General features: G+C 37.5%; 14 protein-coding genes and 1 tRNA gene. 8 read left to right on the top strand and 7 right to left on the bottom strand.

All coding sequences use genetic code 11. The annotated features are described in order from the left end of the window. The first annotated feature begins 70 nt into the window (after positions 1-70). Positions 71-709, top strand: coding sequence for a tetratricopeptide repeat protein (locus P20652_RS15435; protein WP_008165984.1), 639 nt, complete (start codon positions 71-73; stop codon positions 707-709). A gap of 70 nt (positions 710-779) precedes the next feature. Here the strand turns inward: P20652_RS15435 and P20652_RS15430 are convergent, their stop codons facing one another. Beyond that, a complete protein-coding gene (locus P20652_RS15430; protein ID WP_008165987.1) occupies positions 780-2,627 on the bottom strand; it encodes a sodium:proton antiporter in 1,848 nt (615 codons plus the stop codon). 871 nt (positions 2,628-3,498) lie between these two features. Between P20652_RS15430 and proB the strand changes: the two genes are divergently transcribed. Then, positions 3,499-4,605 (top strand): glutamate 5-kinase, encoded by a 1,107-nt coding sequence (gene proB / locus P20652_RS15425; protein WP_008165990.1) that lies wholly within the window; start codon positions 3,499-3,501, stop codon positions 4,603-4,605. Next, positions 4,602-5,849, top strand: coding sequence for a glutamate-5-semialdehyde dehydrogenase (locus tag P20652_RS15420; RefSeq protein WP_008165991.1), 1,248 nt, complete (start codon positions 4,602-4,604; stop codon positions 5,847-5,849). Before proB ends, P20652_RS15420 begins: the two co-directional genes overlap by 4 nt. Positions 5,850-5,979: 130 nt before the next feature. Here the strand turns inward: P20652_RS15420 and P20652_RS15415 are convergent, their stop codons facing one another. The 5 genes from P20652_RS15415 to P20652_RS15405 all read right to left on the bottom strand — a co-directional run bounded on the left by P20652_RS15415 (position 5,980) and on the right by P20652_RS15405 (position 12,973). Beyond that, complete coding sequence (locus P20652_RS15415; protein WP_008165994.1) at positions 5,980-8,187, bottom strand: EAL domain-containing protein; 2,208 nt, start codon at positions 8,185-8,187, stop codon at positions 5,980-5,982. A 59-nt stretch (positions 8,188-8,246) separates the two neighbouring features. Continuing rightward, positions 8,247-10,583, bottom strand: a complete 2,337-nt coding sequence (locus tag P20652_RS17295; protein ID WP_008165996.1) for an ATP-binding protein — start codon at positions 10,581-10,583, stop codon at positions 8,247-8,249. A gap of 74 nt (positions 10,584-10,657) precedes the next feature. Further along, the gene (locus P20652_RS20675) at positions 10,658-11,311 is read right to left on the bottom strand and encodes a hypothetical protein (protein WP_237707089.1); all 654 of its coding nucleotides are present in this window, start codon (positions 11,309-11,311) and stop codon (positions 10,658-10,660) included. A gap of 152 nt (positions 11,312-11,463) precedes the next feature. Then, positions 11,464-12,726: a PotD/PotF family extracellular solute-binding protein gene (locus tag P20652_RS15410; protein ID WP_008166000.1), complete on the bottom strand. Its 1,263-nt coding sequence runs from the start codon at positions 12,724-12,726 to the stop codon at positions 11,464-11,466. A gap of 171 nt (positions 12,727-12,897) precedes the next feature. Continuing rightward, a tRNA-Ala gene (locus P20652_RS15405) sits at positions 12,898-12,973 on the bottom strand. Between the two features lie 166 nt (positions 12,974-13,139). Between P20652_RS15405 and P20652_RS15400 the strand changes: the two genes are divergently transcribed. Further along, entirely contained in the window at positions 13,140-13,535 is a 396-nt protein-coding gene (locus tag P20652_RS15400; protein ID WP_033017008.1) for a hypothetical protein, read from the top strand. A 1-nt stretch (position 13,536) separates the two neighbouring features. Beyond that, the gene (locus P20652_RS15395; protein ID WP_008166004.1) at positions 13,537-14,037 is read left to right on the top strand and encodes a prolyl-tRNA synthetase associated domain-containing protein; all 501 of its coding nucleotides are present in this window, start codon (positions 13,537-13,539) and stop codon (positions 14,035-14,037) included. Here P20652_RS15395 and P20652_RS15390 read toward each other — a convergent pair. Next, entirely contained in the window at positions 14,004-15,152 is a 1,149-nt protein-coding gene (locus P20652_RS15390) for an MFS transporter (RefSeq protein WP_008166006.1), read from the bottom strand. The two genes, P20652_RS15395 and P20652_RS15390, sit on opposite strands and share 34 nt — an antisense overlap. Before the next feature lie 198 nt (positions 15,153-15,350). On the opposite strand from P20652_RS15390, the gene P20652_RS15385 reads away from it, so the two are divergent. The 3 genes from P20652_RS15385 (at position 15,351) to P20652_RS15375 (ending at position 17,330) form a co-directional block, all read left to right on the top strand. Next, a complete protein-coding gene (locus P20652_RS15385; RefSeq protein WP_002957867.1) occupies positions 15,351-15,890 on the top strand; it encodes a DUF2058 domain-containing protein in 540 nt (179 codons plus the stop codon). A gap of 183 nt (positions 15,891-16,073) precedes the next feature. Beyond that, a complete protein-coding gene (locus tag P20652_RS15380) occupies positions 16,074-16,397 on the top strand; it encodes a c-type cytochrome (protein ID WP_002957866.1) in 324 nt (107 codons plus the stop codon). Between the two features lie 165 nt (positions 16,398-16,562). Beyond that, positions 16,563-17,330 carry a class II aldolase/adducin family protein gene (locus P20652_RS15375; protein ID WP_008166008.1) on the top strand — a complete coding sequence of 256 codons (768 nt, stop codon included), beginning with the start codon at positions 16,563-16,565 and terminating at the stop codon, positions 17,328-17,330. The last annotated feature ends 16 nt before the right edge of the window (positions 17,331-17,346 follow it).

Here is a 17,346-nt window from a genome sequence, read left to right on the forward strand (position 1 = left end):
GTGTCTAAAAATTCACCTTGGAACGATCTTTGTATATCATTAAATAGGTTTATTTTTATAAGTGGTGAACATGCGTTTATTTTCTCATAATTGTGTATTAAAGCTTTCGTTAATTTCGTTATCTTTGTTTATAACAACCAAGAGCTTAGCTACAGAAAGCCCAGCGGCAGTACCGCTGTATACAGAATCCGAGCTAATTGCGTTAATAAATAAAAATACGCATTTAGCGCGTGTAAAGGCAGATGATTGCCAGTTAGTGCAAGATATAGAAGCACGAGCCAATAAAATGGCATTGCCGTCTTATCAATTCTTATATGGCGATATGCTGGCTTATAACGTGTGCGTAGATCGAAATGTAGAGTTAGGTGTGTATTACATGCGAAAAGCGGCTGAGCAAGGCTTAGCGGCTGCATTAGAGCAGTTAGGGCGTTACTACGACACCGGGCGCTTAGTTCAGCAAGATAAAGCAATGGCAATCACGTATTTGCGTGAAGCATCATCGCAAGGTAATTTAAAAGCGCAACTACGTTTAGTTAAATTATTTAATGATGGCTATGGCAGTCCGCGTGATTTTGAAGATGCATACCGTTGGCTATTTAATTCTATGGTGGCAGATAAAGCGACTCATAAAAAAATTGAGCGAGCGCTAACTAAGTTAGCGCAAAAAATGCCAGATAGTGTGGTTGTTCGTGCTCGTCTTCCTATTTAATGGCCTTTAAAAAATAAAACCCTAACTTTTTAAGTTAGGGTTTTTTAGTTTTTACAGGCTGTAAAAGTATTTAACTTTCTTCTTTAGCCTTTGTTTGCGGGTCTTTTAAAACCGACATTTTAGGCGGTTGTAATGCCACGATACGTTCACCTTCTTGTGGTGGTTTTTCCATGCTAATTGTAAAAGGTCTTAGTTTGATTGGTGTATCGTCATCACTGTCTTTATCACCTTTTAGAATAAATAATGGGATAGCTTCAGGGTTCATTTCCTGATATTGCTCCCAACTAAATTCATCAGAAATACGAGTCGCACTCACCTTTCCGCCTTTTGCTATCATACTACTTAAGCGTGCGTATGAGCCTTCATCACCGAACAGTATTTGTCGTGATAAAAACGTAGCGCTATCTTTGTTTGCTTTTGCGTGTGAGGTTGAAGAACGAAGCGAAAATACATTTTTCTCATTAAGTAAATGAGAGAAGTATTGAACGCCCAGCGCGTTATGATGACGGTTTGGCGATAGCGCTAATACACTGCGAATAGTTGTTAGCGGTAAATAACGTTCGGCATGCTCTGATTGCGGATTACCGTAATAGCATGCTAAGCCATCCATACGCGCCATTCTGCAGTTTTCCCATGCAGGATCTGAAAGATGCACTGGAATATTTTGCTCTTTTAAGCCACGTCCAATTGCACGTGATACATGGTTTGCCCCAATAATTAATATTGTGTTTGGTGATGGTTGACGTACGCCTAATAGCTTGGCAACAGGAATGGCCGTTAAGCTTTGAAGCACTACTGTAATGATGATTACTGTAAATATGAGTGGCACCATTTTTTCGGCGTCGGCAACGCCAGCTTCCATCATACTGAGGGCAAATACCGACCCAACAGCTGCGGCAACAATACCTCGAGGAGCAATCCAAGCAAGTACTAAGCGCGACTTCATTGGCAAGTCAGTTCTGAAAGTTGATATCGCAATACACAGCGGACGTGCAATAAATAACACCACAGCTAAAAATATAAATACATCACTATCGAGCATCATTAAATCAGAAAGCTGTAAGCGTGCTGCAAGTAAAATAAATAGCGTTGATATTAATATCATTGATAAGTCTTCTTTAAACTCAAGCACAGAATCTATTTCTAGATCGTCTTGATTTGCAAGCCAAATACCAAATACAGTGACGGCTAATAGGCCTGATTCATGGCTTAAATAGTTTGATACAGAAAAACTAATGAGTACTAGCGCTAAAATACCAAATTTATGTAACTCAAATGGCAGCCATTCGCGGCGCATCAACAATGTTGTTACCCAGCCAGCCGCAACACCAATACTTAAACCAACACCAAGAGTCTTAACCAAAGCAATTATAGTGTGACTAAGTACTTCACCTTGACCTACAAGCATCACTGCTTCAAATACGAGTACAGCAAAAAGAGCACCAATAGGGTCAATTACAATACCTTCCCAGCGAAGTATGCGATCTATGTCTTGAGTTGGGCGCATTGAGTTTAACAGTGGGGCTATGACGGTAGGGCCTGTAACAACAAGCACTGCGCCCAGTACAGCAGCTACACGCCAATTAAGCTCAAGCAGCCAGTAGGCGCTTAAACTAATAACAATACAGGTGGTAAGCATACCGATAGAGCATAGATTTCTAACCACTTTACTAATGCCTTTTAACTCTCGGAAATGCAATGTGAGCGAACCTTCGAATAGGATCACTGCAACACTTAAAGATACAATCGGAAACAGTAAGTCTCCTAAAAGTGCATCTGGGTCTAATACGCCACTAAATGGCCCTAATAACAGTCCCGTAAGCAATAAAAAAAGAATAGCGGGCACTTTAAACGCCCATGCTACCCATTGAGCAAGCACAGAGCAAAGTGCGATACCGGCTATATAAATTGCTGACATAGATTAAGAATTCCTTATTTATGGCGATGTTTTAAAGTATAACTTTTGTTAATAATTAGTACAGGGGTATACACGTGAAACCTAAATATTACTAATGAATTTTAGCTACTTATAAAAGATTAGTGAGCTTTAATTAATACTAGAGTGATAAGGCACCTTGTTAAAGCATATAAAAGGAACTTAATATATTGATTATAAATAATAAAAACCGAAGGTTTGCACAGTATCAGTAATGCAGTTTAAATTTTAGCCTTGATCTTACCCCCCTAAATAACGTATTATACTTCGTGTTCAAACAATTAGTTATCTAAGTATCTTTATTGCTTTAAATGACGGGTTATTAATCTTAGCTTCATATTTAAACTTTATAATCATACAGTAACAGTTAAGTTTGAGCCTAAACACTCAAAATGTTATTTACCGAACTATTTGGTATGGTTTTACTAAACAAGCTTATTTATTTTTTTAAATAAGTAAAGGTTTGAGTTGAACTATTACCTTTCAATATTTGATCCCCATCGTGGCGATTAAATCTCGGTCCTTAGGTCTTCACCCTATCTGTCGGTGTATCAGACTTTAGAGGCTCTATGTATGTTGTTAATAGAAAAGCTTCACACAGCTTTTTACAGCGATACATAAACAACACTTTTTAAATTTTCTGATAATTTAGTTCCACTCAAATTTTTGAGTTGCTGCTATTTTATACTTGAGCTTAAATCTATTACCAATATTTTAGATGCGGCCTTACCGCGTGTGTAAAAAAGTGTTTCTAAATAACAAGACAAATTCGAAGCTATGTTTTAAACCTAGCTACTTAGTTTTAGCTCGTCTAATTAAGATGAGCGCAGATAAAATGGAAAGTTGAGCATTTATGCAAAAGTTAAATTGGCGACGTATCGTACTTAAAGTAGGTAGTGCATTAATTGCACCAGATCAAGATGGCTGCCGGTCGCGTTATATATTAACCATCGCACAGTTTATTGTTCGTTGTCGTGCCCGTGGAATTGAGGTGATTTTAGTATCATCGGGTTCTGTAGCGGCTGGTGCGCATTTATTCCCATCAGACAAACCTCGCTCTGTGGTCATGAAAAAAGCAATGGCAGCAGCAGGTCAAACAGAAATGATCGCTATGTGGGACCGCTTTTTTGACTTTCCATCTGCTCAGCTATTACTAACTCATGGCGATTTACGGGACCATGAGCGCTATCAGAGTATTCGAGAAACCATATTTACTTTGTTAGAACACGGTATATTACCCATCATTAATGAAAATGATGCTGTCACTACCGATGATTTAAAAGTCGGAGATAATGATAATTTATCAGCGATGGTAGCGGCTGCGTCAGATGCAGATGCATTATTAATATTTTCAGATGTTGATGGGCTATACGATAAAAACCCAAATTTACATGACGATGCAGTGCTACTGCCTGAAATAAAATCAATTGATGAATCTATTTATGCTATGGCAGGATGTGCTACAAGCTCAGTAGGCACCGGCGGTATGAAAACCAAAATAGAAGCAGCAGAAAAAGCAACGTCACATGGTATTGCAACATATATTATAAACGGTTTTAAAGAAGAAACATTTACAAGACTATTAGCTGGTGAAAACCCGGGTAGTATATTTTTACCGTATGAAAAACCAATGCAAGATTCTGTACATTGGATGACACACACAGCAAACGAGCAAGGCGAAGTTGTTGTTGATGGGTCGTTTGATAAATCATTAGAAGGTGAAACAGGCTGTATTCGCGGTGATGAAATCATGGAAGTACATGGTGAATTTGCTGTCGGTGATACTATTTTAGTACGAAGTGAAGACGGTACGCGTTTAGCTAAAGCGACCGCAAATTATAGTAGCTGTTTGTTAAACTTTATTGCAGACAACGAACAGAGTGAATTCAGCGAAAAAATGCAGGATTCAATTGGACCAGTTATATCTGAAAAACATATCGCATTATTGGAGAAGTCATGAGTTTAATTACGGACATTTCACGCCAGGCAGCCAAAGCTGCACATACACTTGCTTTACTCGACACCGAGACTAAAAACAAAGTATTAGTTGAAATGGCAGCAGCATTAAGAGAGCAAAAAGCGTTTATAATCAAAGAAAACGAAAGTGACTTAAGCGCAGCACGCGATAATAATTTAGCTGCCTCAATGATCGACCGCTTAACGCTAAACGATGAGCGTATTGAAGCAATGGCAGAAGGCATTGAAGTAATTGTAAGCCTAGATGATCCTGTTGGTCAGCTACGTGATATCACAGAGCGCCCAAATGGGATTAAAATTCGTAAAATGCGCGTACCTCTTGGTGTTGTATGTATGATTTACGAAGCACGCCCAAATGTTACTGCTGATGCTGGCGCATTATGTTTTAAATCGGGTAATAGCGTTATTTTACGTGGTGGTAAAGAAGCACTTAAAAGTTCGCAAGCTATCGCAAGTGTAATGCACAGCGTGCTTGAGAAACACAACTTACCTTTAGCACTTATTTCGGTAATACCAGATCCAGACCGTGCACTATTAATGGAATTAATGCAGCAACGTGAAAGTATTGATTTAATAATTCCACGTGGCGGTGAAGGTTTAATTAACTTTGTTACTGAAAACAGTACTATTCCAGTAATTCAGCATTACAAAGGTGTTTGTCATCTGTATGTAGATAAGGACGCAGATCTTGAAGTTGCAATTAACTTATTACTTAATGGTAAAACTCAGCGCACAGGCGTGTGTAATGCACTAGAAGGCTTGGTCGTTCATCAAGATATTGCAGATGAGTTTTTAAATCTGTGCGCGGTTGTATTACGCCAAGAAGGTGTAAAAATAAATGCAGATAGCCAAGCCGCTAAGTATTTTGATAACGCAACGGTATTAGCTGATGATGAATTTGGTGAAGAATATTTAGACTTAGAAATTGCTATTCGCGTTGTTCCAAACTTTACGGCAGCGGTTGAACACATTGCACAGTTTGGTTCAAACCACACAGAAGTAATTTGCACTAAAAACGCAGCCGCTGCAGAGTTATTTCAACGAAGCGTTGATGCTTCTGTAGTGATGGTTAATACATCTTCACGCTTCTCTGATGGCTCACAACTGGGTTTAGGCGCAGAGATTGGTATAGCCACTTCTAAGCTTCACGCATACGGCCCTATGGGACTTGAGTCACTCACCACTGAGAAGTACTTGGTAAATGGTGAAGGCCAAGTTCGCGAGTAACCGCTAAAGCTTAATTTCATTAAAAAGCCGAGTATGAAAATACTCGGCTTTTTGTTTTTTCAGACTACTCTGTATTTAATTTAATTTAATTTAATTTAATTTAATTTAATTTAATTTAATTTAATTTAATTTAATTTAATTTTTCAAGCCAATCGCTTGCAGGTTCCGGTCTGTGTAAATAATAGCCTTGAAGAATAACTTCTGGGTATTCCTGCAATAAATCAAAGTGGGACTGGTTCTCTACGCCTTCAGCTACAATCTCGAGTTCAAATAAACGGCCTAAGCTTACAATCATATCAATAATTAACTTATCGTTATTATCAGTCGGTGCTTCCAATACAAAAGAACGGTCAATTTTTAGTTCTTGTATGGGTAATTTTTTTAGATAAGTTAGACTCGAATATCCGGTACCAAAATCATCAATTGACACCCTAATGCCCAGCTTTTTGAGAAAATGAACAGCCTCAATAGCCGCTTCCATATGATTAAGCAACGTACCTTCAATTATTTCAATAGTGAGTTGCTGAGGATTAATGCTATGTTGCTTTATTTGTTGGCTAATAAAGCTTAAAAAACGCGCTTCATGAAAGTGTCTACCGCTTATATTAATCGATAAGTTTAACTCAGGGTGGGTTTTACTAAGCTGCGTTAATATTTCAAGTGCATTTGAAGTTACCCAGCAATCTAAATCATAAATTATATCTGACTCTTCGGCTATAGATATAAACTCGCCAGGGCTAATGAAGCCTTTTTGCGGATGTTCCCACCTTAATAAAACCTCAGCGCCTTTAAGGGTTTGGCTTCGGTCAAATTGGGATTGTAAATATAAGGATAACTCATTATTTGAGATAGCTTTACGTAAATCTTGCTCTATTTCAAAACGGCGTTTTGCTTGCTCGCCAAACGAAGTATCAAAAAAGGTAACTCTATTACCGCCTTTTTCTTTTGCTTTGTAACAAGCAGCCTCACAGTTACGAATGGTTTCTATAGCACTTTCCCACTGATCTTTTCGTGGAAAAATATACGTGCCAATACTTACTGTTAAGCTAACGTCTTGTTCATCAACCACAAAGGGGTGATTTACACTTACGAGCAGTTCTTGGGCTTTATTTTCAGCCATAGCTTGGGCTCTAGCTCTGCCCACACCTTTTTCAACTGTACACAGTACTGCAAATTCATCACTGCCTAAGCGAGCAATAACATCTTTTTTACTCACGTGAGAGTGAATTCGTTTAGTTAATTCTTTTAAAATGTTATCGCCAGCGAGTAGGCCTAATCCATCATTTATTGAGTGGAAGCTGTCTATGTCGATAATATAAATATAGGCATAACTATTTTCGGTATTACAAACCTGAAGCTGTTGTTCTAACTGCTTTAAAAAACCATTTCGGTTTGGCAAACCTGTAAGCTCATCATGCCATGTGAGGTAGTGAATTCTTTCTTGCGTTATCTTAACGCTCGATATATCACTAAATACACCAATATAGTGCACGTTAGTATTTTGCTCACCTTTCACCATACTGAGAGTTAGCAGCTCAGGGTAAAGCTCGCCATTTTTTCGTCTAGTTACAAGTTCTCCACTCCAATAGCCTGCTTGGCTAGCATGTTCCCATACTTGGTCAAAGCTAATGCTCGGGTGGTTATTTTGTTTAATATCGTGCAACTGCATTTGCAGAGAGTCAGATTCAGAGTAACCCGTAATGCGGCAAAATGAAGGATTTACGGCAATAATTTTGCCGTTATTGTCGGTAATAACAACGCCATCAGCGGTTCCCGTTAGGGCTTGATAGAATAACTGCTGTTTTGAGGAGAGCTCTTTTAATTCTTCTTCACGCTGGCTTAATTCTTTCGCCAGTGACTCTATTTCAAGTAGTTTGTCGTGTAAGTCAAAGTTTTTTTCTATAAGCCTATCTAGCATGCCTTGAGCGGTAATATGAGTACGTACACGCGCTCGAACTAGTGCTAATTTATACGGCTTATGGATATAATCAATTGCGCCCATAGCAAAGCCTTTTTCTTCAGACTCTTCCTCGGTAAGCGCAGTTACAAATATGACGGGGATCCCTTTAGTTTTTTGTTTCGCTTTAAGTATATTACATACTTCGTAGCCGTCCATGCCAGGCATCATTATGTCTAATAAAATCAAGTCAGGGCGAGTTGACTCAATAAAGATCAAAGCCTGCTCACCACTAGTAGAAATACGTACATCGTAGTCAGTTAAAAGTCCTTCAACTAATACGTGTAAATTACTAGGTTCGTCATCAACAATAAGAATTAAAGGTTTATGCTTTTGTTTAGTGTTTAATTCATTACTGTTTGTGAAATAATTTGAATGCACAATGTATCCTTCTCTGTATTCTTTGCAACACTAGGTCTAGTTTAGGTTAGTGGGTGTCCCTAATTATTATTATCGTTTCTATACTGGTCAATTAACTCAATGACTAACGCATAGTTAAAGTTATCTATAGCTTCTTTGAGCTTAAATAAAGAGTGGTCTTTATCATATTGATTGATTTTTAGCTGTCTAACCAAACTGCTAGCAATTGGGCGAGCCGTTGATGCTAATGAATATATATTATCAATAACCGAGTCTTCGTTTTCTAGTTCATGTATCTGTATGTGTTCTTTTTTAAACTCATTAGCTATTAAATATTGTTTTATAGCACGAAGAGTAAGAGTTAATTGCTGATTAAAATTAGATAAGTTAATACTTTTCCCATCTATCAAGCTTTTCTCAACACTTAGTGCGTTTTGTTGTAGCAGTTCCAAGCCTAATGTGCCGGCCAATCCTTTGAGTGTATGTACTAGTCGAATTAAGCTTTCTAACTCTCCATTTTTGATTAATATATCAGCTTTAACCGAAAAGTCATTGTGATCGTTGACAAACTGAGTAAATAATTTAGTTAATAATTCGTCATTGTTTTCTAGGTTTTCTTTTGCCAGAGACAGGTTTATAGTGTTCAGAGGTTCGCTACTTTGCAGATGCTTTTCTATACATTCGTAAAACGCATCAAAAATAATCGGTTTTACTAAAAAGTCATCCATACCCGATCTAAGCGCGGCTTTTTTATCATTAGGATCTGCGGCTGCCGTAATCGTAATTATGGGCGTTTTGTAGCCTCGCTCTCTTAATATTCTTGTGGCTTCTAGCCCGTCCATAACAGGCATTTGAACGTCCATAAAAATAATATCTATGTCATTTATCTCTACTTTATCTAATGCGTCACGTCCATTTTCGGCAATGATCACGGTCATATCTAATCTTGCTAAAAGGGCGGAGGCTATTTCTTGGTTAATTCTATTATCATCAACAACTAATGCATTAAAACCCGAGAATTTAGGGTGAGGCTTTAATTGCTTTTCTTTAAAATTATTTGGTGAAAGCTCTCTTAAAATTTCTACGTCACTATTTTTATTACCAATAATTATAATGTCTATATTTTCATTTTTTTCAATTGGTGCAGGGGACTCTTCATCGGTGATTAATAATATAAGGGTCAATTTTTCATTAGCGCTTTTATTTTGAGCGTACAGTTGTTGTAAAATAAAGTTATCGTTGATCTCTTTTTGTTCTATCGACATTATTACAATACTAAATGGGTTATTAGACTGAGACATTTTAGCAATGGCTCTTAATGGTTCTTGTGTTGTTTCTGTTGTTATATTTATATCACTTAGCAAGTCCGTTAATTTTTTAATTTGCTCATTATCAGGGCTAATTAATAAGGCGTGTTTTTTAAGCTTTTGTTGTTCAGATAAAGTAAAGGGTAGAGTAAAGAAAAACTCGCTACCTTGATTAATCGTGCTCCTTACTTGTATATCTCCGCCTAGCAATTTAGTTAATTGTTTGCTTATAGTGAGTCCTAAACCGGTCCCCCCGTACTTTCTTGTTGTGCTTGAATCACCTTGCGAGAAAGATTGGAATATAATTTTTGATTGCTCTTGCGTCATCCCAATACCCGTGTCTTTTATACTAAAGCGTAGGTTTATTGTTTTTTCGTGTTGAGATGTCGCTTCTATAATTAATGATATTTCACCATGCTCAGTAAACTTAATTGCGTTACCTACACAGTTATTTATTATTTGGCTTAAGTGCATTGGATCGCCAATAAGTTCAAGTCCTGCATCAACGTGTAAAGTAAAATTTAATAACAAGCCTTTTTGCTTGGCATTTGTTGAGAATAAATTTTGAACGTTAGAAACAATAGTATGTAAGGTAAAAGGGATTCGCTCTAACTGGACTTTTTCCGATTCAAGTTTAGAAAAATCTAGAATATTATTTAGAATATATAATAAATTTTGAGCACTTGAAAAAGCTTTATCTGCATAGTGTTTTTGCCTTGAGGGAAGCTCGCTGCTTTGTAAAAGTTGCAACATACCTAATATGCCATTCATTGGGGTGCGAAGTTCATGGCTCATATTAGCTACAAAATCTATTTTTGTTTTATTGGCTTTATCGGTTTGCTCTATAGCATTTGTTAGATCTGCATTCATTACTTCCATTTGAGAATTTAATACGCGGGTTTCGTTGAGTAGCTCTTTAGTTTGCTTATTTTTTAAATATAAAGCGTTAGCTGCCTCTATTACCGACGCTATTTCAGTTTGATTTTGGCTGTTATTTGAAATAGTTACTGGCTTTTCGTTATTCATATCTTTAAGTAACAAAGTGAGCTGAGTAATCGGTTTTATAACCGATCTAAAAATAAAATAGCTTAAAAATAAAATGATTAACATAATTAAAACGGCAAATATATTTGCCTGTTCTGTATTTTTTGTTAGTTGGGTGCTTAATTGCTCTCTTGTTTTGGTTAGTTCATTTTTTCTATATTTTTAATTTCATTAGTTAAATACAGCAATTCGTTTTCTGTGCCTGTTAGTACTACGTTTACAGAAAAAGTGTAGTTACGGGTGAGTAATACAAGTTGGTTATAAGCTTGTTTTAAGCTTACTGTTTTATTGGAATAGGATTCATCAATTACAGAGTTACTCGTTAGCTTTTTATGTAAGTGATTTAAGTTTTGTTTTACATTTTGTGCTTCATCAAAATTAGGTTTATAGAGGTAGCTAATAATTGCGTGTTTTAAATTACTTATTGTGAGTAAAACATCGTTAAAAATAACTTTATTATCATTGTTTGAAGACTCTTCTAAATCACTAATTTTTACTTGTAGGTCATCAATAGGCTGTTTGAACTGAGTAGTGTAAAGGTGTTCGCGTTTTTGTCTGTTTACGACAACTTGGTCAAATGTATCTTGGTAATTGTTTAAATACTCGCCAAGGCGTATTAGTGAGTTTTTGTACTCAGGGGTGTCGTTTAGCGTGTTTTCTTTTAGTTGCTTAAGATCTAGATTTGCCTTATTTGAATAAAAATTAAATTTGGTAATCGTATTTTCATTTGCATTGTCGATAAATGAAACTGCATGCCCTTGCAAAGAGATAATATCGTTTTCTAAGTTGTTCACAGCTTCACTTTGAATAAGCGCGTTATGCTGCAACTTTTGCAATTTAAGTAAAAACGTTTGCGAATAGTTAAACAAATAGCTTTGTAAAAGAAGTAATCCAATCAGCGAACACAAAGCTAATATTATTTTTGATTTAATTGAATTTATTATCATTATCGGCTAATTAACTCATACCATTTTTGCAGGCTGTAGTCGTAGGTTGGCATAACTGTATTCCATACTGCTACATTGCTAAAGCGTTTGTGGTAACTACCGCCATTACGCTGTTCACCTGCTTTTACTGATACGTCGCCATTTGTGTTGAATAAATCTATGTTAGTTGCTTTTCCGCCGTACCAGTAATCCCATTCAGCCGAAGATAGGAGTAGTTTAGAGCGTTGTGGATTGCTAATGTAATAACCTTGGCGGGCAATAAATGCACCAGGCCAGCCTGAAAGCCACCAATTCATATAATCGTAAGCTGCATCTTTTACGCTATTTTGTGTTTGTGACGATAAACACATAACACCATGCCAGCCTCGGTAGCCTTCTTTTGGGGCTGCAAAACGAACATTTATATTTTGGCTGTTTAACGCAGAGACGGCAGGTGAAAACATACTTTCTATATGGGCTCGCTTACTTTTCATAAACTCAATCGACTCAGGAACCGAGTTCCAATAGCCACTAAAGTGACCTTGGCGTTTAAAGTCGAGTAATATACTAAACAGCCTATCAAGTTCTGGGCGGGTCATCGCGCCTATATCATTAAATTTTATAAGCCCTTTACTTTGTGCAGCTAGGGCTAGGTCAAATAATCCAATGGTAGGCGCATTTACGATAGCTACTTTACCTCTATTGCCCTCATCAAGTAACCAGCTCCAGCTTTCTGTTTCGTATGCTATACCGGGCTTAATAAAATCTGTGTTGTAACCAAAAGAGTCTACATTATGCACGTAAGGTAAAAAGCTAATATGATCGCTTTCTTGTGCGCTTAATGTGCCATCGGGTTGAACATTTAATAATTTATAGGGGGCATCACCTGCACCAATATTTGCAGTTTCGGTTAGTTTTCCGGTTTTAGTAAGTGGGTTTATTTCACTAAAGTAGGTGAGTCGTTTTTTTTCTATTGGCTGTATTGAGCCTGCATTCCAAAGTACATTTATACTATTGGACCATTGCTCGTATAAATCAAAAGAACTTGGGTCCATTGATGCCTTTTGCAAAACAGCAGCGCTGCCTGCTGGAGTAAATTCTATATTAATCCCTAAGTCACTCATCGCTTGCTTGCGGATAGCCTCTTGGAGTGTTACATGTGTACCAAGTACTCTTAATGTGACTTTTTTTCGGGCAAAAACATAAGGCGCATGTGTAATAGCGCTTGCGGTTAAGCCTACAACAGCAAGTTTTTTTAGTGTCGAGCGTTTAAGGTTATCCATTCTAAACCTAAGGTTTTACTTCGTATGGTATTTTATAGCTAAGAAATCGTACAGGCACAAGTGGAATGGATAGTATAAAGGTGTGTGATGTTAATTTTCAAAATTATTATAGATGGATTGAATAAGAGAAAAATGATTAGATAGAGTGGTAATTTTATAGAAGTAGGAAAGTGGTGGAGCTAAGCAGGATCGAACTGCTGACCTCCTGCGTGCAAGGCAGGCGCTCTCCCAGCTGAGCTATAGCCCCACATTCCTAAGTTACATATAATGTAACTGCTTGACTGCTGAGTTCCAAGCGGGACGAACTTTAAGTTTTTTTATAAATTTGGTCAAGTATTTTTTCGTAAATTTTCACTGTTTACGTCAATTTTTGTTAGACTCGGCCTAATTCAAAACTAAAACGATAAAAAACAATGAAAAAATGTGTTCTAGCGCTTATGGTTTTACTCGCTGGCTGTGCGTCAAATGATGGCCCTCCATTTGAAATAAATAATAAACAGTTTCACGAAAAGCAAGATGAGAAAGGCAATAAGCTTTTCGCTTATGTTGTTTCGGTAAAAGCTAAGCATCGTGAAAACTTTAACTTAGATCGTGGTCCTAACAAGAGACCAAGTCGTGGTGAGGTTAAGCAGTATATAGAGAAAGAGCATTTTGAAGAATCGAGCATTTTGAAGTTACAGCTAGAAGACCAAGCAGTTGAATTATTAAATCAAGAGCTAAAAGATCGTAAGTATTGCGATAACAAGCATGAAGTCAATGACGTTATATGGCGAGATTTGAGTGTACAACTAAGAGGGCGTTGTTTGTAATATGTTGGCTGATAAAACTAAGTTAGCAGAGCTTTTGGCGCACCTAGATATTAATTACGATGTAATAGAACACCCGCCGCTTCATACTAGTTTAGCGGCTGATGAGTTTATGGTTGAACGCCCAGGTACTCGCCTTAAAAACCTATTCTTACGCGATAACGAAGGTAAGCGACATTTTTTAGTTATTACAGCACATGACAAGCAACTCGACTTAAAGTCACTATCAAAGCAGCAAGGACTTTCGCGTTTGGGTTTTGCATCGAGTAAGCGCCTAGCAACGTTTTTAAAAGTGGCGCCCGGATGTGTATCAATGTTGGCTCTTTTAAACGATAGGCAAAGCGAAGTGAGCTTATGGGTTGACCAAGATATTTGGGGTGGTGATTTGTTTCATTGTCATCCGTTTGAAAACACCCAAACATGGTTGCTTAGTAAAGCTGACTTAAACACATTTTTTAATCACACAAAGCATCAACCGCGCGTTGTATTTTTACCCTCAAAATAAGCCCATAAAATTAACGATAAACCACATAAGCAAACTGCAAGTAGCGTAAACATAAACGCTGTTTGCCCATGATGTTGGTATACCACACCGGGTAATAACGACCCTAATGCACCACCACTGTAATAAAACGATACATATCCGCCATTGGTTACACTTGGTGGGGCTTTACTTATTTTATTAACGAGTGGCGCTGCAGTTGAATGGATTACAAACATTGCCCCACAAAACAAAGTAAATGCGATTAAAAATAAGCTAAGCTGGTGGCTCATTAATAAAATAATACTCGCACTATAAAAACTAAATACCGCAGTTAATAAATGCCAAGGCGAAGGGACTTTTTTAAGTAACCATGGTGCAGCAATAGAGGCGAGGGCACCAATTAAATAACCACTGTAAACTAAACCTATGTCTCGAGTATTGGTAATTAAAAACGTGTTTTGTAATATAAACGGTAAGTAATTAAGTAGTGCAGCGAAACAAAAAAACATACAAAAAACGGCGCCGTAAACTTTAAGTACAGCGCCTTCTTTAAGTTGTTTAATGTAATCGAGTGGGGAGAGTTGCGACTGTTTAGCTGGGTTTGTAAAGCGAGAATGCTTAATTGTCAAAGCTAAGCAAATAAGCATAAAAGCAATTACGTAATAAAAGCTCTGCCAATTCCATAAGTCGCTAAACAAAGCTGCAAGCATACGACCAAAGTAACCGCCAACTATACTGCTACCAATATAAAGGGTCATATTTTTTTGAAGTGTATCAGCGCTATAACTCATGCTTATATAGCTTGTCATTGCTGTTAAAGCTGCGGGGAGCGTCAACCCCTGTAAAAATCTGACTAATAATAAAAGCTCAAAGCTAGGTACATAAATAAAAAGTAAGCAACTAAAGCCTAAAAGAACCATTGCAATACGTAGAATTAGTAGTGGATTTATTTTTGCTAAAAATAAACCATAAACGAGCGGGGCAATGGCTAAGGGCAACATAGTTGCAGTCATTAAGCTGCCAGCTACCGCAGGTGCTACATTAAATTCGCTCGCAAAAAGGCTAAGTAGGGGTTGTGGGGCATAAAGCACAAAAAATATAAATACCGAGCAAACGAGTAGATGAGGTAAACGCATTCTATGGCTTGTGCATTTGCTGATTGGTTGCGTGGTATTGTATTAAAAATTGCTTTTAATTCATAATTAAAACCATAGTCATTGCGCTATATCGTGGTTTGTTTTAATTAGTTTGTTAGATTAATGTCGATAGCGCTGTTATTTGAACTCGTTGGTGATTAAAATAGCGATAATATTAGTTTTTAGTGGAACAAAGTCATGGGTTCATTACAAGACCAATTGCTTCAAGCAGGATTAACAACATCGCATAATGCTAAAGTTGCTAAATCAGAAAAGCGTAAGCAACAAAAAAAGCAAAAGAAAGGGGCTACTAGCAACCCAAGTGATCTGCAAAAGCATATTCAACAAACCAAGCTAGAGCAGCAAAAAAAAGCTGAAGAGCTTAACCAAACACGCCAAGTGAGCTTAAAGCAACGCGAACAAGAAGCGCGTGTTAAACAAATTTTAGAGCACCACAACCAAGATGCTATTCGTGGTGAGCGCACATTTAATTTTACTTATCAAAACAAAGTAAAAAATATCGACGTGAACGAGAAAACGCAAAAAGCGTTATCGGGCGGTCGTTTAGCTATTTGTGTACTAGAAGGGCAATTTTACGTTTTAGACGACGAACCAGCACGCAAAGTGGCTGAAGTTGACGAAAAGTATATTGTTTTTCATGTAGAGCCAGAAAACAAACCAAAAGATGAAGATGACCCGTACGCAGATTTTGAAGTACCAGATGATATAGTGTGGTAATAAGTTATTAAGGGTAAGCTCATTTTTATTTGCTAAAGTATATAAAAGTGAGACAGAAACGAGTTAGCGTTTTTTGGTTAAGTTGATCGTCTAGCGTCGTTTCGTACGTATGCTTTTTATTTGATTGTTTACTACAATCAATAGAACAGTTTTTCTAACCGTCAAAAAAGAAGAGTAAATACAATGAGCAAGATGAAAACACTACTATTAGGTGCGGGTATTACTTTAGCCGCAAGCTTCTCTTTTAATGCAGCAGCTGCCGATGGCGCTGCGCTTTATACCGCTAAAAATTGTCAAACCTGTCATGGCGCTGAAGGTAAAGCACCAATTATGGGTATGTACCCTAAATTAAATGGTCAAAACAAAGACTATTTAGTAGCGCAAATGAAAGACATTAAGTCAGGTGCACGTAATAACGGTATGACCATGGCAATGAAGGCAATGGTTGCAACGGTAACTGATGAAGAGTTTGAAGCTATTGCAGATTACCTAGCTAACGTAAAATAATGTACGCAGTTATACCATTTTAATGCAATTGGTATTTTAGTTTTATAAACAGCCACACAATAGTGTGGCTGTTTTGTTTGGTGTTTGCTATAAAATAGAGACTGCTTTAGACTTCTAAACATCTGTTCGTACAGGTCAATAATGTACGTTTTTAAAAGGCTTATTATGTTTGATTTACCCCAACTCGATTTAAAAAATAAAGTATCAGCACAAGAGTGGCAACTGCGTATTGATTTAGCCGCGTGTTATAGACTGGTAGAGCACTTTCGTTGGGGGGATTTAATCTATACGCATTTATCGGCACGTTTGCCTGGCACCGATCATTACTTAGTAAATGCCTTTGGTTTAACCTTTGATGAAGTAACTGCGTCTAATTTATTGAAGGTCGACTTAGACGGCAACATTATTGACGATACGCCATTTAGTATTAATCCTGCCGGTTTTACCATTCATAGCGCTATCCACGAGGTACGCGAAGACGCGCATTGTGTTATTCACCTTCATACCAAAGAAACAATAGCAGTCGCTACACAAAAAAATGGTTTATTACCGCTTAGCCAGTATTCAATGTTTTCACTGCCATCGCTTTCTTATCATGGCTATGAAGGGCTTGCAGTAAACGACGACGAGCGAAAAGTGTTGCAAGATGATTTGGGCAGCACTAACCATATGTTATTGGTAAACCACGGTGGCTTAACGGTAGGCCCAACGGTAGGTGATGCGTTTATGCGCTTTTATGATTTACAGCGCGCGTGTGAAATACAACTAGCGCTACAATCAAGCTCGCAAGAAGTTATTGAAGTGCCGCAACCTATAATCGACAATATTTATAATCAAGCAAACGTAGTACACAGTGGCAGTACTGGCGGGCAACTTGCGTGGCCTGCGATGTTACGTAAAGCGTACCGACTTGACCCTAGTTTTGCAAAATAACCCATAACGGTTAATA

The sequence above is a fragment of the Pseudoalteromonas sp. BSi20652 genome, from assembly GCF_000239855.1.
GTDB lineage: Bacteria > Pseudomonadota > Gammaproteobacteria > Enterobacterales > Alteromonadaceae > Pseudoalteromonas.

Bases quoted from the DNA above. Each gene is read 5' to 3' on its own strand.
- P20652_RS15435 (WP_008165984.1), top strand. From the start codon at position 71: ATGCGTTTATTTTCTCATAATTGTGTATTAAAGCTTTCGTTAATTTCG.
- P20652_RS15430 (WP_008165987.1), bottom strand. From the start codon at position 2,627: ATGTCAGCAATTTATATAGCCGGTATCGCACTTTGCTCTGTGCTTGCT.
- proB (WP_008165990.1), top strand. From the start codon at position 3,499: ATGCAAAAGTTAAATTGGCGACGTATCGTACTTAAAGTAGGTAGTGCA.
- P20652_RS15420 (WP_008165991.1), top strand. From the start codon at position 4,602: ATGAGTTTAATTACGGACATTTCACGCCAGGCAGCCAAAGCTGCACAT.
- P20652_RS17295 (WP_008165996.1), bottom strand. From the start codon at position 10,583: ATGTTAATCATTTTATTTTTAAGCTATTTTATTTTTAGATCGGTTATA.
- P20652_RS15410 (WP_008166000.1), bottom strand. From the start codon at position 12,726: ATGGATAACCTTAAACGCTCGACACTAAAAAAACTTGCTGTTGTAGGC.
- P20652_RS15400 (WP_033017008.1), top strand. From the start codon at position 13,140: ATGAAAAAATGTGTTCTAGCGCTTATGGTTTTACTCGCTGGCTGTGCG.
- P20652_RS15395 (WP_008166004.1), top strand. From the start codon at position 13,537: ATGTTGGCTGATAAAACTAAGTTAGCAGAGCTTTTGGCGCACCTAGAT.
- P20652_RS15390 (WP_008166006.1), bottom strand. From the start codon at position 15,152: ATGCGTTTACCTCATCTACTCGTTTGCTCGGTATTTATATTTTTTGTG.
- P20652_RS15385 (WP_002957867.1), top strand. From the start codon at position 15,351: ATGGGTTCATTACAAGACCAATTGCTTCAAGCAGGATTAACAACATCG.
- P20652_RS15380 (WP_002957866.1), top strand. From the start codon at position 16,074: ATGAGCAAGATGAAAACACTACTATTAGGTGCGGGTATTACTTTAGCC.
- P20652_RS15375 (WP_008166008.1), top strand. From the start codon at position 16,563: ATGTTTGATTTACCCCAACTCGATTTAAAAAATAAAGTATCAGCACAA.